Origin of the sequence: Enterococcus sp. 12C11_DIV0727 (assembly GCF_002148425.2) — a bacterium.
GTDB classification, from domain to species: Bacteria; Bacillota; Bacilli; order Lactobacillales; family Enterococcaceae; genus Enterococcus_L; species Enterococcus_L lemimoniae.
In genome coordinates this window covers 2,295,892-2,312,020 of sequence record NZ_CP147248.1, presented here as the reverse complement: position 1 = coordinate 2,312,020, position 16,129 = coordinate 2,295,892, and the positions used below count along the sequence as shown (strand labels likewise).

12 protein-coding genes are annotated in these 16,129 nt (G+C 32.4%); 10 read left to right on the top strand and 2 right to left on the bottom strand.

All coding sequences use genetic code 11. The features are described from left to right. Window positions 1-117: 117 nt before the first annotated feature. Window positions 118-1,488, top strand: coding sequence for a replicative DNA helicase (gene dnaB / locus A5866_RS10960; RefSeq protein ID WP_086445390.1), 1,371 nt, complete (start codon window positions 118-120; stop codon window positions 1,486-1,488). 63 nt (window positions 1,489-1,551) lie between these two features. Here dnaB and A5866_RS10955 read toward each other — a convergent pair whose 3' ends face one another. Further along, entirely contained in the window at window positions 1,552-2,100 is a 549-nt protein-coding gene (locus A5866_RS10955; RefSeq protein ID WP_086445391.1) for a GNAT family N-acetyltransferase, read from the bottom strand. Window positions 2,101-2,347: 247 nt separating this feature from the next. On the opposite strand from A5866_RS10955, the gene A5866_RS10950 reads away from it, so the two are divergent. From A5866_RS10950 to A5866_RS10910, 9 genes are all read left to right on the top strand, one after another. Then, window positions 2,348-3,640: an adenylosuccinate synthase gene (locus A5866_RS10950; RefSeq protein WP_086277674.1), complete on the top strand. Its 1,293-nt coding sequence runs from the start codon at window positions 2,348-2,350 to the stop codon at window positions 3,638-3,640. A gap of 159 nt (window positions 3,641-3,799) precedes the next feature. Further along, window positions 3,800-4,666 carry a DegV family protein gene (locus A5866_RS10945; protein WP_086445392.1) on the top strand — a complete coding sequence of 289 codons (867 nt, stop codon included), beginning with the start codon at window positions 3,800-3,802 and terminating at the stop codon, window positions 4,664-4,666. A gap of 132 nt (window positions 4,667-4,798) precedes the next feature. After that, window positions 4,799-5,242, top strand: a complete 444-nt coding sequence (locus A5866_RS10940) for a DUF3290 domain-containing protein (RefSeq protein WP_086277679.1) — start codon at window positions 4,799-4,801, stop codon at window positions 5,240-5,242. A gap of 23 nt (window positions 5,243-5,265) precedes the next feature. Then, window positions 5,266-5,910: a DUF421 domain-containing protein gene (locus tag A5866_RS10935; protein ID WP_086445393.1), complete on the top strand. Its 645-nt coding sequence runs from the start codon at window positions 5,266-5,268 to the stop codon at window positions 5,908-5,910. 776 nt (window positions 5,911-6,686) lie between these two features. Continuing rightward, a complete protein-coding gene (locus tag A5866_RS10930; protein ID WP_086445394.1) occupies window positions 6,687-9,227 on the top strand; it encodes a cation-translocating P-type ATPase in 2,541 nt (846 codons plus the stop codon). A gap of 366 nt (window positions 9,228-9,593) precedes the next feature. Continuing rightward, the gene (locus tag A5866_RS10925) at window positions 9,594-11,003 is read left to right on the top strand and encodes an ABC transporter permease (protein ID WP_339099669.1); all 1,410 of its coding nucleotides are present in this window, start codon (window positions 9,594-9,596) and stop codon (window positions 11,001-11,003) included. An 11-nt stretch (window positions 11,004-11,014) separates the two neighbouring features. After that, complete coding sequence (locus A5866_RS10920) at window positions 11,015-11,656, top strand: ABC transporter ATP-binding protein (RefSeq protein ID WP_086445396.1); 642 nt, start codon at window positions 11,015-11,017, stop codon at window positions 11,654-11,656. Between the two features lie 33 nt (window positions 11,657-11,689). Next, window positions 11,690-12,358 carry a response regulator transcription factor gene (locus A5866_RS10915; RefSeq protein ID WP_086445397.1) on the top strand — a complete coding sequence of 223 codons (669 nt, stop codon included), beginning with the start codon at window positions 11,690-11,692 and terminating at the stop codon, window positions 12,356-12,358. Continuing rightward, window positions 12,345-13,679 carry a sensor histidine kinase gene (locus A5866_RS10910; RefSeq protein ID WP_086445398.1) on the top strand — a complete coding sequence of 445 codons (1,335 nt, stop codon included), beginning with the start codon at window positions 12,345-12,347 and terminating at the stop codon, window positions 13,677-13,679. Before A5866_RS10915 ends, A5866_RS10910 begins: the two co-directional genes overlap by 14 nt. A gap of 950 nt (window positions 13,680-14,629) precedes the next feature. On the opposite strand, the gene A5866_RS10905 is transcribed toward A5866_RS10910, so the two are convergent. After that, window positions 14,630-15,748: a tyrosine-type recombinase/integrase gene (locus tag A5866_RS10905; RefSeq protein ID WP_086277706.1), complete on the bottom strand. Its 1,119-nt coding sequence runs from the start codon at window positions 15,746-15,748 to the stop codon at window positions 14,630-14,632. Between the last annotated feature and the right edge of the window lie 381 nt (window positions 15,749-16,129).

Sequence of the window (16,129 nt, the reverse complement as noted above, 5' to 3'; positions counted from 1 at the left end):
CTGTTTTTTACTTATTCCCAATCAAAAATGAAACGATAATGTCATTGTACATTTCGCTTGTTTCTTGTTAAAATAGAAAGACTGAAAAGCGTAATTTTAGCTATAGGAGAGAAAAAAATGAATGAAGTATGGCAAGATCGAGTACCGCCCCAAAGTATGGAAGCAGAGCAGGCCGTTTTAGGGTCGGTTTTTTTAGATGCTGAGGTTATTATCGATGCTTTAGAATACATAGAACCAAAAGATTTTTATCGCCGTAATCATCAATTGATTTTTCAAACTATGCTGACCTTGAATGATCGAAATGAAGCGATTGATGTCATTACGATCAAAGATCGTTTGGAACAGGAAAATTTATTAGAAGATGTTGGTGGTTTAAGCTATTTATCAGATTTAGCGTTGGCTGTACCAACGGCTGCTAATATTGTGTACTATGCGAAAATCGTCGAACAAAAATCATTGCTTCGCAATCTGATTCAAACTGCTACAGATATTGTTACGAAAGGGTTTGAACAGGGAGAAGATGTTGAGACTATTCTGGATGATGCAGAACGTAGTATCTTAGAAGTTTCAGAAAAAAGAAATAGAAGCGGCTTTTTGTCGATTGCAGATGTCTTGAACACCTCAATCGCCAACATTGACCAACTGTATCAAAACGATGAAGACATTACTGGATTACCAACAGGTTATCCAGCCTTAGATAAAATGACAGCTGGACTACAAGCAGAAGAATTAATCATTTTAGCTGCTCGTCCAGCCGTTGGAAAAACAGCCTTTGCCTTGAATATCGCGCAAAATATCGGGACTAAAACAGACCGTTCTGTTGCTATTTTCAGTTTGGAAATGGGGGCGGAATCGTTAGTTAACCGGATGCTTTGTGCGGAAGGTTCGATTGAAGCGGGACACTTACGAACTGGTCAGTTATCAGAAGAAGAGTGGCAAAACCTGATCATTGCAATGGGAAGCTTATCTAGAGCACAAATCTATATCGATGACACACCAGGTATTAAAATTACCGAAATTCGCGCGAAATGTCGTAAACTAGCACAAGAACGCGGCAATCTTGGTTTGATTTTGATCGATTACCTGCAGCTGATTGAAGGAACTGGTCGTGAGAGCCGCCAACAAGAAGTATCTGAAATTTCTCGTCAATTGAAGAAGTTAGCAAAGGAATTGAAAGTTCCTGTTATCGCTTTATCTCAATTATCTCGTGGTGTAGAACAACGTCAGGATAAACGTCCTGTGTTAAGTGATATTCGTGAGTCTGGATCGATCGAGCAAGATGCGGATATCGTAGCTTTTCTTTATCGCGATGATTACTATGATCGTGGGGAAGAAGGCGAGGATGGTGCTCGTGAAGAGCCAGAAATCGACAATGTGATCGAAGTGATTATCGAGAAAAACCGGAGTGGTGCTCGAGGAACTGTCGAACTGTTATTTATTAAAGAATTTAATAAGTTCGCTTCACTATCACCGAGAGAAGAATTCTAAGTATGAATAGATAGAAAGATAGCCCAGGTAAGTGTTTACTGACAACTTACCTGGGCTATCTTTTTAATTGAAATCGGCCTTTAAAAGAGAATATTTATTTAAATCTCTAAACTCATTATACATAATAACTTCTGCTTTATCCGTTCCAACAAAAGAGAAACCACTTTTAAGGGCAACTGCATTACTTGCTTTATTTTCAGTATCAGCTCGGATACTTAATTTATTTAACCCCATATCTTCAAACCCAATTGCACAAACCTTTTTAACTACTTTTGTCATAATACCTTTGTTGGTTTGAGATGAATGAAGCCAGTAACCAAGTTCAGCCTTTTTATTGTTAGTATCAATAAAATGTAAATCAATACAGCCAATTATTTTCTGATCAAAAGCAATAATAAATAAGCGATCTGTTCCTTTGGCATAACCTTCTAATTTCATCTTGATATAATGCTCTTGCGGTTCAAAAGAGGTTGAAGAATCCACAAAATCAAGGAATCTCCTCAAATGATTCCGATCTGAATCAACAACTTCAAAAAGTTCCTGAGCCATATCGAGAGTTGGCTGGACTAAAGATAGAGATTCGTCAATCTCCAAACAAAAAGAATGTTTCATATCCCGAATGTACCTCCTATTTAAGTTTATAACATATTGTTTATGATTATAACAAAATGAAATTTCTTTACAAGGAAATAACCAAATTTTCGTTTTTTTATCTGATGTAAAATCATTTGAAGATTAATGTTCGTGTTTTGCTTTGTTTTTTAATTTTCTAAAAAACAATATTCGATTTTTCCTTGAAAGCGTTCTGTTTTATTGGTACAATGAATCAGGACAAAATAATTTAGAACGAGGTGTTCGAATGTCATCAGTTGTAGTAGTCGGGACGCAGTGGGGCGATGAAGGAAAAGGAAAGATCACAGATTTCTTAAGTGAGAATGCTGAGGTCATCGCACGTTATCAAGGCGGAGATAATGCAGGTCATACCATTAAATTTGATGGTGTTACTTATAAACTACATTTGATTCCTTCAGGTATCTTTTACAAAGATAAAATCAGTGTGATCGGAAATGGCGTTGTCGTTAATCCGAAATCATTAGTAAAAGAACTGGCATATTTAAAAGATAATAATGTAACCACAGATAATTTACGTATCTCAGACCGTGCTCATGTCATTTTACCTTATCACATCCAATTGGATCAATTGCAAGAAGATGCTAAAGGCGACAATAAAATCGGTACAACGATCAAAGGGATCGGTCCTGCATACATGGATAAAGCAGCTCGTGTAGGGATTCGTGTGGCAGATTTATTAGATAAAGAAATCTTTGAAGAACGTCTAAAAATCAATTTAGAAGAAAAAAATCGTCAATTCGTCAAAATGTTTGATAGCGAACCTATCGCCTTTGAAGACATTTTTGAAGAATATTATGAATATGGTCAACAAATCAAACAATACGTAACAGACACTTCTGTTATTTTAAATGATGCATTAGATGCTGGAAAACGTGTTTTATTTGAAGGTGCTCAAGGCGTTATGTTGGATATTGACCAAGGAACGTATCCATTTGTGACATCATCAAATCCAGTTGCTGGAGGCGTGACGATCGGTAGTGGTGTTGGTCCTTCAAAGATCAATAAAGTCGTTGGTGTATGTAAAGCTTACACTTCACGTGTTGGTGACGGACCATTTCCGACAGAATTGTTTGATGAAACAGGAGAAACAATTCGTAAAGTTGGGAAAGAATATGGTACTACAACAGGACGACCTCGTCGTGTGGGTTGGTTTGATACTGTTGTGATGCGTCACTCTAAACGCGTATCAGGAATCACGAATTTATCATTGAATTCGATTGATGTGCTAAGTGGTTTAGAAACAGTAAAAATCTGTACAGCCTATGAATTAGATGGAGAATTGATCTATCATTATCCAGCTAGCTTGAAGGAATTGAGCCGCTGTAAACCGGTTTATGAAGAGTTACCAGGTTGGTCAGATGATATTACTGGGTGTAAAACATTAGCCGATCTACCTGCTAATGCAAGAAACTATGTTCACCGTATTTCTGAATTAGTAGGTGTACGTATTTCAACATTCTCAGTAGGTCCAGACCGTAATCAAACAAACGTATTAGAAAGCGTTTGGGCACAAATTTAAATTTAAAAAGCAAGCGAGAGACAAATTATCAAATGTCTCTCGTTTTTTATTCATCTTTCTCAAAAATATGTCCTTTTTTAGTCTGATTCTACTCTAATAAAACATGAGTAACAATCGATTATGTGTTAAAATAGAAAAACAGTTAGGGAGGACTTAAAAATGACATTTAAATTAATGACAGACTCATGTTGTGATTTACCATATACATATTTAGAAGCAAACGATGTTGATTTTATCAGTATGACGATTCAGTTAAATGGGAAAGAATTAGTCGATGATTTGGGGAAGACATTTGATTATGACTGGTTTTTACAAGAAATCAAAACAGGCGGCATGCCGACAACTTCTCAGGTAAATGTGGGACGCTATATTGAATTTTTTAGACCCTTTGTAGAAAAGAAGATACCGATCTTGTATTTAGCTTTTTCTTCTGGATTAAGTGGTTCGTATCAAAGTGCGATGCAAGCTGTCGATATATTGAAAGAAGAGTACAATGACGCTGAAATTTACGTTATAGACACGAAAGCAGCTAGTTTAGGTGAAGGTTTGCTAGTCAGCGAAGCTATCCAATTAAAAGCAGATGGTCATTCTTTAGAGGATATCCTACTATGGTTATCGGAAAATAAAATGACCGTGCATTCGTGGGTCACAGTGGATGATTTAAAGCATCTGGAACGTGGCGGCCGAATTTCCAAAGCGGCAGCAGCGATTGGTGGGTTAATGAGCGTCAAGCCGATTATTGTGGTAGATAAACAAGGCAAGTTACAAAATGTTGGAAAAGTTCGAGGACGTAGTAAAGCCTTGAAAAAGCTAGCAGATGAAACGGTCAAAGAGATGATTGAACCATTGAAACAAACTGTATTTATTGCTTATGCTGGTGACTTAAAAAGTGCAGAGAGAGTCAAGACCTTGATCGAAGAAAAAATTCAGGTCAAAGAAATTTGTTTGTATCCCTTAGGTCCGACAATTACTAGTCATACTGGAAATGGTTGTGTTGCAGTTTTTTCAAGAGGTGAAAAAAGATAAAAATAAAACACTTAGTGCATTCTTTGTGACGAAGTGTTTTTTTATAATTACTTATACTTTTATTTTGGATCAATAAAGCATATTATATTACTATATATTTTTAAGACTAAATCTCTATGGGAGGTATTTTTATTGAATTTTTATGGTATAGATTATTTGGAATCGCAGTCTAACCTCAATGATTATATTAAGTATTTTTTTATTTTTGGTGCATTGATTGTAATGATTATTGCGTTTAGTTTGTATATGCGTCACCGTATTCAGACGAAATATCGAGATTTGAGTATAATCACTTTTTTACTACTATTGTTTTTACTAGGTGTTCAGTATTCAGATTATACACAAAATCAAAGTAAAAATTCACAATCATCTCAAATGGTCAATTTTGTGAAGCAGATTTCAAAAGAAAAAGGTGTGGACAAAAAAGAAATTCTTGTAAGTTCAACTCAATTAGTTGATGGAACACTCGTGAAAATCGAAAATAGCTACTATAAGACGACTTTAAGCACAGATCAAAATTCTTATGTCTTGGAAGAAGCATATTTGATGAATCCAGATATTATAATTACGAAATAAGTTAAAATAGAAAGGAAGATAGCATGCAATTATATAGTCCAATAATCATCAAACTTGGTTTAGGAATTATTTGTTTAATCATTCAGATTAATTTAATGGGAAAAGGCAATTTAGCACCTTCCTCAGCAATGGATCAAGTTCAAAATTATGTTTTAGGTGGAATTATAGGTGGGGTAATTTATAACGATTCAATCAGTGTATTACAATTTGTTTTGGTATTGATTATTTGGACGTTGCTTGTATTGACTGTCAAGTTTGCAAAAGAGCATAATCGATATGTAAAGTATGTTGTAGATGGTAGACCAATCACTTTGATCAAAGATGGGAAAGTTGATGTGAATGAATGTCTGAGGTGTGGAATTTCAGCAAATGAATTAATGTTTAAATTAAGAGCAAATGCCATTTACGAAGTTGAAAATGTTAAAAGAGCTGTCTTAGAGCAAAATGGCCAGTTGACTATGATAGAATTCGGCGACGAAAGTATTCGGTATCCAATTATTGTGGATGGTCAAGCAAACTATGATGTATTAGAATTAATCAATAAAGATATTGAATGGTTAACGGATCAAGTTCAAAATGAGGATTACAAAGGAATCAACGAAATATACCTAGGAGAGTATCTTTCAGGTAAGGTAAAATTATATGGATACGAACAGAATAAGCAATAATAGATAAAAGATGAAGGTTTACATATAAGACATGTAAACCTTCATCTTTTATCTATTAACATTTTAGGTAGATACTTTAATGATATTTAAGTGAAGAGGAATAAAAGAGGCTGGAGAGTGCTTTCTGTCCTCTTTGTATCATCGAAAAAATTGATATAGTAAATAAATAATAAAGGAAGACTAAAATGTAACCATACTCTATATTGAAATTTTGCAGAGATTTATAAAAAAGGAACACAAGGCAAATAATGTGTGATTCTAATACTAGGAACTAAAGGTTGTGCAATTCAAAAATTTTCTGAAGATAATTAGTATGGTCATTTTCTAACTAAAACAGTAACTGAATAAATACAGCTATTAGAAAATTTAAATGACTTTAGTCTAAAGAATTTTAAAAGAATGCGACAACCTTTTTTTATTTCTCTTAAGGATAATGGTAGCTGAATTATATTAGCTGTGGTTGGGTTTATAAGGTAAACTACAACTCTTCTGTACTGAACAGACCTATTTATCCTATTCAAAAGGATACTTCCTAATAAATAGTGGATAAAAATCAGAACTCATTTCAAGTAGTGATACTTCGCGATGAGTACAAGTCAAGCTAATTTGATTTTTAGGAAGATAAAAATAAGTTTTAGGGGAACCTATATAACCTTTTTTCGTTTTTACTAAACAATAAAAGTTGACTAAGAAATGAGAATTAACACTCGTATTGATAAAAAAAACATTATATGATTAGCAAATATTATTTTTTATCAAAAAAAGGCGGGGTTGTTATGAATAGTATTAATTGGAACGGGTTAAAAAATGCTGATGTACAAGAAAGACTGCAGAAGTTTGGAAAGAATCGTTTAGAACAAAAGAAGAAAGAGCCATTTCTCTTAAAGATAGTGCACATTATTATGGAACCAATGTTTCTTTTACTTGTAATAGCAGCTTTGATTTACTTCTTTTTAGGGGAACCACAAGATGGGTTGATTATGTTGATTTTTGTAGTGGTCATTATTGCAATTGAAGTTATTCAAGAATGGAAAACAGATCAGACTTTGAATGCACTCAAAGATTTATCTGCTCCTAAAATCAAGGTTATTCGAGACGGAAAAATATTAAATATTTTGAGTGAAGATTTAGTACCTGATGACTTAATGTTAATTGAAGAAGGGGTCAAAATACCAGCAGATGGTTTTATTATAAAAGCAAATGACCTTCGTGTGAATGAATCTTCTTTGACTGGTGAAGCGGAAGCAGTGTGGAAAAAAATATCAGAATCAAAAGAGAAAACAATCATAGACTATTGGCGAAAAGATTATGTTTATACAGGAACCCTTGTTACAACTGGTAGTGCTACAATTTTAGTAGATAAAATCGGAACTAAAACAGAATATGGAAAAATCGGAAATCATCTAACGAAAATAGAAAAGAACAAGACTCCCTTAGATAAGCAAATAGAAAAACTAGTTAAAGTATGCGCGATTATAGCTTTTGTTTTATTATTACTCGTAGCAGTGGTTACATTTTTTAATGCTACGAATTTGAAGGTTGTCGATCGCATGATTCAAAGCATTTTAGCAGGAATTACCATTGCAATGGCGATGATACCTGAAGAATTCCCAGTTGTGCTGACAGTGTTTCTTTCAATAGGAGCGTGGCGACTAGCTAAAAAGAAGTCATTGATTCGTAATCTCGCAGCTATTGAAACAATGGGAGCTGTTTCAGTTCTGGCAGTGGACAAAACTGGAACTATTACAGAAAATAAAATGACGGTCACAGAAACAGCTATTACTGAAAATGAAGATCGCTTTGTACAAATTGTGGGGTTAGCTTGTGAAACAGATCCTTATGATCCAATGGAAGTCGCTATTTTAGAATATGCGAATAGGAAAGGGTGGTCAAAAGATCGCTTATTTTCTGCAACGCTAATCACCGAGTATCCGTTCACAGATGAGTTGAAAATGATGGGACATGTTTGGAAAAGGGACTCTCAAATCATGATTGCGGTAAAAGGTTCTCCTGAAAGTGTTCTTAATAGATCCAATTTGTCGGAGACAGAAAAGCAAGCAATTTTAAAGCAAATCAAACTTTTTGCTCAAAAGGGATTGCGTGTTTTAGCTGTAGGGGAACAAGCTGTTTCTTCTGAAACTGAAATCCCAGAAAGAATTGACGCGTGTTCGTTACAATTTTTGGGTTTAATAGGATTAACTGATCCACCTCGAGATGGGATTAAAGAGAATATCTTACTTTGTCAAAACGCAGGAATTAATGTAATCATGATTACAGGTGATAATGGCGTAACTGCAAGAGCAATTGCAACACAAGTAGGAATATTTAATACGGATCATACTATAACTGGAGCACAGATCGATGAGTGGTCTGAGGATGAACTAGTAAAGAAAGTCAAGCAAACAACTATTTTTTCTAGAGTAACGCCTGAACATAAAATGAAGATTATTCAAGCGTTCAAGCAAAATGGTGAAATAGTGGCTATGACAGGAGATGGCGTTAATGATGCACCTGCTTTAAAGTATGCAGATATTGGTATTGCTATGGGGGAAAGAGGTTCAGAGGTTTCTCGAGAGGCAGCTGATTTAATTTTGATGGATGACGATTTTTCAACAATTGTAGACACTATTAAAGATGGTCGAAGAATTTACGATAATATAAGAAAGGCAATCGGATATATTTTTGTGATTCATATTCCAATTGCTTTAACGGCATTGATGGGTCCCTTATTAGGAATACCACAAGCCGCCTTGTTCTTACTCCCAACGCATATTGTTCTTTTAGAACTTGTGATTGATCCTACTTGTTCAGTCGTATTAGAAAGGCAACCAAGTGAACCAAACAGTATGGCACGTCCGCCAAGGAATCCAAATGAGACTATTCTATCAACAGGATTACTAGTTAAAAGTTTTATACAGGGAATGATGATTTTTTTTGCTTCATTTGGAAGTTATTACATGACGCTCCTAAAAGATCCAATGAATGATGAACTAGCAAGAACCATGGGACTAACTGTTCTGATTATTGCGAACATATTTTTAGTACAAGTAAATAGTTCTAATCATTTGTTAGGAATACAAACTTTCTTAAAATTGTTTTGGGACAAAGTAATTTGGACCATTTTAGGTGGGACTTTGGTCATATTGATTGCTTTGATCTATTCACCCATCAGCGGATTTTTAGATTTGGCAGCATTAAGTTTAAATCAGTTTCTGCTTTGTGTATTTTTAGGGATGCTGTCGGTATGTTGGTTTGATGTAGTAAAAATCGTTAAAAATAGAAAAGAAAATGTGTTACTTCATAGAGAGAGTAAGTAGCCATTAGTTAATAAACTATTTATGAAGTAGAGGTTAGAAAATGGAGTATAGCTAATAAGCCATTTTTCATTTGTAAGGGCACGACGTAAGTAGCTTAACAATTAAATCTTACTACTATTACAGACAGAGGTATGCTAACGCATATCTCTGTTTTAATTAAGTAGTGAAGTTAGAAAAGATGCGAAAATTAAGGGTATTTTCAATTAAAGAATACTTTTGAAGTTATTAGTGTCAAATACTCAGTAAAAAAATTTGTGTTACCTAATAAAATGCAATAGAGAACTTCATAAAAGATTTACATTAGAAATACATGCAATACATCATGATAGTTTACACTAAGTTCAAATAAACAAGGAGGTAATTTTTTTGAGTATTTTTAAAAGAATTGGTCAAAGTATTTTCAATCTAAAAAAAAGAACTATAATCCTAAGTATATTATTTATTGTTGTTTCCGTCTTTTTAATTTCAGGAGCTGCTATTCAAAATTCATTGAAGAAAGTAATGAATGAAACAAAAAATCAAGTGAATCCAATTATTTCGGTCGAACTTGATTTGGATGCTTTAATGAAAGAAATGTATGGTGGAGAATCAAGTAGTGATAAACAAAATATTGATGAAGAATTAGTTAAAAAAATCAGTAATTCTCCCTATATCAAAGATTTTTCTGTCTATAGTAATGCAGCAGTAAGTACAGAATTTTCAAGTGCTGAATCCACGAATGTACCAGATCAGGCTCCAAAAGGATATATAACACCAACAAATGATTTATCGATTTTCGACAGTACGAATCCCGATTTAGCTAAGACTAAGATAAAAGTGGTCGAGGGGAAATTACCCGATGATTCTGATTTAGAAAATCCAATAATGGTATCAGAAAAGTATGCAAAAGAATATCATCTTAATGTTGGGGATTCATTGAAGTTAGATTTAAATTCAGGATTTCAGGAAGAAAAAATGAAAAAAGAAATGAACGCAAAAATTTCAGGAATTTATACATTAACAGAAGATAATGATCCAGTTTATTTAAAGAAAGAAAAAGAAACATTTTATTCTACACGAAAAGTATTGGATGATGTTAAAAAGATTCAAATTCAAGATGAAGAAATAAGCTCACCAATCATGAATTATGAAAAAGTAAAAGTTGAACTAAAAAATCCAATGGACACGGATAAATTTATTTCAGAAATCAAATCGGGTGGTGGTGATTTTTCATCTATTAAATTTAATAGTACCTATGGTCAATATAAAACAATCAGTAACATGATAGATAAAATCATGAATATTTTTTCTGTTTTACAACTGATTATCTTTGTAGTAGCTGCGGTAATCGTCTCATTGATCATGTTACTGTCATTACGTGAAAGAAAGTATGAAATAGGATTACTTTTAGCTTTAGGTGAAACGAAGTTTAAAATACTGCTACAAATGTTTTTAGAAGTTATGACAGTATTAGTCGTTAGTTTTATGATTGGATTTGGTATTTCCAATTTCATTGTGAATCCAATTGCAACTGAAACGATTAATCAAGAAATGCAACAAACAATTTCAGACAGTAAACATGAGCCAATGATTCAGCGAGGACCAAATTATGTTGAAGATACAAGTGTAAAATTAGGGACAGAAATTCAAATTCAGAATCAAGATAAGGTTCAGAATATGAGGGTAGCAGGATTTATTTTCCTGATACTGTTGGGAATCATTCTATGCTCAACAACAATTCCAACACTGAGGATTCTAAAGAAAAGTCCAAAATCAATTTTATCTAGTACAGAATAGGGAGGAACAGCATGCTTGAAGTCAAAAAATTATCTTATCGTTATAATGATCAAACGATATTGAAAGATATTAATTATTCATTCGAAAAAGGAAAAATATATTCAATTGTCGGAATCTCTGGCGTTGGGAAATCAACATTTCTTTCTTTGCTATCGGGATTAGAATTTCTCCAAGCAGGACAAGTTTTTTACAATCAAAAAGAAGTAAGCAATTACGTAGAATATAGAAAGTCAATCAGTTATATTTTTCAATCCTTTAACTTAGTACCATATTTATCAGCAATTGATAATATCAAGTTAGGTTTAGCAATCCATCAGAAAAAAGACAGAAGTGTTTTTCCTTTCATTCAAACGATTCTAAATCAGTTAGGTATTAAGGGAGAAAATCAAACCAAGAAAAGTGCCCAATTATCCGGTGGTCAGCAACAAAGAGTGTCGATTGCCAGAGCGGTTGCTTTAGATACTGACTTAATTATCGCCGATGAACCGACAGGAAATCTAGACAGAGGAAATGCTAAAGAAGTGATGAATCTATTTAAACAATTAAAGGGAAAGGGAAAATGTCTTATTATTGTGACACATGATCCTATAGTAGAGCAACAATCTGATGTAGTATTGACTATTAAAGAAGGTCAATTAGTTAAATTAAATTAAATAATTTGTTATTCTTTAATAGAGGTGAGGGCTATGAAAGCAACAATTTTATTAATAGAAGATACAGATGAAATCAGAAATGGGTTAGATTTGAGTTTAAGAAAAGAAAATTATAACGTATATGCTTTTCCAAATGCAGAAGCAGCATTAGATTCTTTTGAATCAAATCATTACGATTTAATTTTACTCGATTTAATGTTGCCTAAAATGAATGGAGAAGAGTTTTTAGATAGAATAAGAGAGTATCAAATTCCTATAATTATCATCAGCGCATTAAATGATGAATTTACGCAAATCAATCTTTATCATCGAAAGATTGATGACTATGTTGTGAAACCATTCTCTGTAAATATATTATTATTAAAAATTGATGCTTTATTAAGACGTATCGAAACAAATACTCAAAACTCGTCTAAAAAAATACTTTATAAAAATATTATGATTGAAATAGGAAATTATATTGTTGAGAAAAATGGTGAGAAAGTTACGTTAACTGCAAAGGAATTCGAAATTCTTCAAGCAATGTTGCTCAATCAGGGCAAAGTTTTTTCTAGAGATGAATTTTTAACGGCACTTTGGAAATATGATTATTATGTTGACTCAAGAACAATTGATGTTCACATAAAAAATCTACGTAATAAATTGGGAAAAAATTTGATAAATACTCTCAAAGGAGTGGGTTATCGAATTGAAAAAGAATAAGGCCCTCCAGTTGTCAACAAAAGTCGTTATTGTTTTGTTTTCCATAATCATGTCTCTTATCGTATTTTTTATAGTGATTGGTGTGATTACTTTAAACTTAGGGAAACAAATAGAAAAAAAGCAACAAGATATATTCGATGGAACAACTACTCAAATACGCAAAATTATTGAAAAAAATCGAGATTATAGCTATTTAAGGCCTTTTGTAGTCAATGGCTATCGAATAATTATTACAAACGAACATGGCAAAACTATTTATCCTCGAGATGATTCAGAATCTTTCAATCAAGAGTTGGATGTGTTATTAGTACCAATGAGTGGGATTGTTACAAATTTCAAGGTAAACGAGCTAAATGTCTATATCAGTTATCCTATTCAACTAACACCACCCGATATCAGCAAAATTATATTGAGCTCAATTCCTTATGTTTTATTTTTGGCGTCTTTTAGCATTGCTATCATTATTACCATCTACGTTTTTTTATATAAGCGTGAAAGAAAAAAACTAGATGTCTTATTTGACCTTACAAAACAAAATGTAACGAATGATGAAATAGCTAATCTGAATTTAAAGCTGAGGTTAGAGGAATATGCAGAAATCGAATCACAAATAAAAGAGCTTTATTCAGAATTAAAACATGTGCAAAGTAAGCTGGAGAAAGAAGTTCAACTCGTAAAAAAACTGGAATCCAATAACTCAGCGTTACTAAAAGGAATGACACATGAAATGAAAACTCCTCTTATGTCGACGAAATTATTGATTAACCAGTTAGAGAGTTTAAATAAAACGAAGGCCAGTCGTGATATTTTGATAGAGCTGAATAATCAGACCAATAGTTTAGACCAACTAATTAGAGAAATACTATTTATCAGTCAAAAAAGTAACCTAAATTCACAATCAGAACAGTCTTCGATAAATATTATAGATGAGGTTATTCAAAACTATGAAATACTGATAGAAGATAAAAAAATAACGATCTGTCGTGAGTTTAAGAATGATTTCTTTATGGAATTAGATACAAAGATCATTGAAAAAGTTTTTTCTAATTTAATAAGTAATGCAATAAATTACACGTTAGAAGGTAGCATAATATTTATAGAAGTCAATGGAGATAGTTTAACGATTAAAAATAGAATATCAGAGAACTATATAGTTGATGTGGAATTGATTGGTCAACCTTTTGCAACGTTTGATTCGACAAGTGGTACAGGTTTAGGAATTTATCTAGTTGAAAGGATGCTTGCTAATTCAGCATATATTTTGACAATCGAAGTTCAAGAAAATATGTGGTTTGTCGCAAAAATAAGTAAAGCAGAATGATGATTATTTTAGAAAAAAACATTAGGAGTGAGATAGAAAGATATTTTTATGGTTGATGTTTAAAAATTGAAAGATAAGATATATATGGTATGGGTGTTAATTTAATTTGAATAATTCTTAAATAGTTTATTTTAAAAGGTTTATGTCAGTGAGAAATCACTGACTTTTTTTATGCAAAATAATAGAAAAACAACCTACTATTCTTTAGAATTAAGTCGACTAAAAATAATCATAAGGCGTTATTAAGATGTCTTATACAAAGCTTACCGAAAATTCTTTAGATATTTTAATCTAAGTTATTGTTTTTATCGAAAGTAATAAACAAAAAATGATTCAAAAGGAGCTATTTTGGCATTTTTAGTCTATTCTTTTAGTTCTTAAGATGGTTGGAAAGGAGCGAGAGGGAATTATCCATTGGAGCTTTATAAGTAGTTCGATTTTATTGAACTTTTGAAACTTGGCTGTATTTAAAGATGCTCGTTGTTTCTTGTCCCTTTTTATTTTATATCCAACTGATTGAAGTAAGGATGCTTGATTTACTACTTAAGAGGAAAATAAGTTGAAACTGTTCTTTTTTGTGTTCTTATCAGAATCCTATTTATATTATAGAAATTGTGTGAGTTACTAAAAAAATGTTTTCTCAACTATTTCTATACTGTCATTAGCATTAGGTGTAATAAAAAATGCTCTGGTATTCTCAAATTTCAATCAAAAAGCGTCTACAGGAGAAGACCGTTGGACGCTTTAACTATTATTATAATGTGTTCGATTTTTTTCCAATATTAGTTGATAAAGATTCTATGTGAGTAGTGGAATATAACTAAGTAATGGATACTATTCTCATTTCTTATTTCTACGACAAATAAGAAATAGATTGTTTGTTTACTGTTCCAAATAATCCAGAACTTTTTTTGACCATTTCTTTGACGGAGTTATTAACGAAACAATTTTTAGTGGACTTTCAAAAATAAATTATCTATTGTTGCAATTGCACTTATCCGGTTTTCCAATAATGAATCCGCATAGGTATCTAGAGTTAGCTTGATTGAATGATGTCCTAATATTTGGCTTAAGCTAGCAATATCCACCCCTTGCTCTAAGCAACGTGTTGCGAAGGTATGTCGTAGCGAATGAAAGCGAATGTCCGAAAGTTCTAGTTCATTGACCACTTTTTTAAATCGGTAATTTATCGTCCTCGGTTCTGTTAACCCACCATTACAGCAAATTACATATATCCCTTGTGAATATCTTTGTTTTTCCAACAAGTAGTTTCTGAGGTTTTCTGCTATAGGAATTACCCGGGTAGAATGATCAGATTTTGGAGACCCAGCAACGACTTTAGTTTTTTTCAATGATGTACTTTCATTGGTAATTCGGGTGATTGTTCGTCTGACGTGAATTAAGTTTTTATCAAAATCAATATCTTCCCATTTTAATCCACTAATTTCTCCAATTCTCATACCTGAATACAATGCTAAAAATACAGGAGAGCATTTTTCTTCTGCTAACGCCAACCTTTCAATTTTTCTCTGATCTTCTAAAGTAAGTGCATTTATTTTTTTGGTTGTAGTTTTGGGGAGTATAATGTTATCACATGGATTTTGGAGTAAGTAGCTCTTTTTAACAGCTGTATTTAATGCTTTCTTTAAAATATTAAAGACATTTTTAATAGTACCAGAAGCAAAATTTTGTTTAGTAAGATGATAAACAAATTCTTGAATAATTTCTTGTGTAATTTTTTGAACTTTTATATCACCTAATTTTGGTAAAATGTGACGTTTGATCAGTCGAGTATAATTCGAGTATGTTGTAGGTTTAACAGCATAACTCATCGTGGTCATCATCCAATTTCCAATGAATTCTTCAAACGTCTCATTATAGCTAGCAACAGAACAATTCGAGGTGAGATATCTAGCTTTAATAAATGTTAGTTTTTCTTTCACTTCTAAATATTGCTTGCCATATATAGAACCATAAATTATTTTTTTATCTGGTGTCCGTTGTTTAATATATCTACCTTCCCAACGTCCATCTTTTCTTTTATAAATATTTTCACCTTTTTTGACCATATTAGATTAATCCTTTCTTGTCTTGACAATTTTTTTGACGGCTTATCAGAGGAAAAATCAATTCTTTTGAAGAAAAAATTCAAAAACATTGAGTTTTTCTCTTTTTTTTTAAACTTTTTTGAAATTTTCGATAGAAATGATTATTGACTTTGAGAGATTTCTCAGTTAACATAAATGTGAATTTAATTAAACAGATAAATTTAATTTTTTTTTCACAAATTTTTACTTTTTCTTATTTCTTATTTGTCGTAGAAATAAGAAATAGGCAGCAGTAAATCAAAAGGGTTGTTCAGATAATTCAAAAAGCACTCATAGTCTACATTATAGAGGAATTAATTTTTTTTAGCAGTATATTTAAGGTGTTAAGGACTCTAATAATAA

Bases quoted from the DNA above. Each gene is read 5' to 3' on its own strand.
- dnaB (WP_086445390.1), top strand. From the start codon at position 118: ATGAATGAAGTATGGCAAGATCGAGTACCGCCCCAAAGTATGGAAGCA.
- A5866_RS10955 (WP_086445391.1), bottom strand. From the start codon at position 2,100: ATGAAACATTCTTTTTGTTTGGAGATTGACGAATCTCTATCTTTAGTC.
- A5866_RS10950 (WP_086277674.1), top strand. From the start codon at position 2,348: ATGTCATCAGTTGTAGTAGTCGGGACGCAGTGGGGCGATGAAGGAAAA.
- A5866_RS10945 (WP_086445392.1), top strand. From the start codon at position 3,800: ATGACATTTAAATTAATGACAGACTCATGTTGTGATTTACCATATACA.
- A5866_RS10935 (WP_086445393.1), top strand. From the start codon at position 5,266: ATGCAATTATATAGTCCAATAATCATCAAACTTGGTTTAGGAATTATT.
- A5866_RS10930 (WP_086445394.1), top strand. From the start codon at position 6,687: ATGAATAGTATTAATTGGAACGGGTTAAAAAATGCTGATGTACAAGAA.
- A5866_RS10920 (WP_086445396.1), top strand. From the start codon at position 11,015: ATGCTTGAAGTCAAAAAATTATCTTATCGTTATAATGATCAAACGATA.
- A5866_RS10915 (WP_086445397.1), top strand. From the start codon at position 11,690: ATGAAAGCAACAATTTTATTAATAGAAGATACAGATGAAATCAGAAAT.
- A5866_RS10905 (WP_086277706.1), bottom strand. From the start codon at position 15,748: ATGGTCAAAAAAGGTGAAAATATTTATAAAAGAAAAGATGGACGTTGG.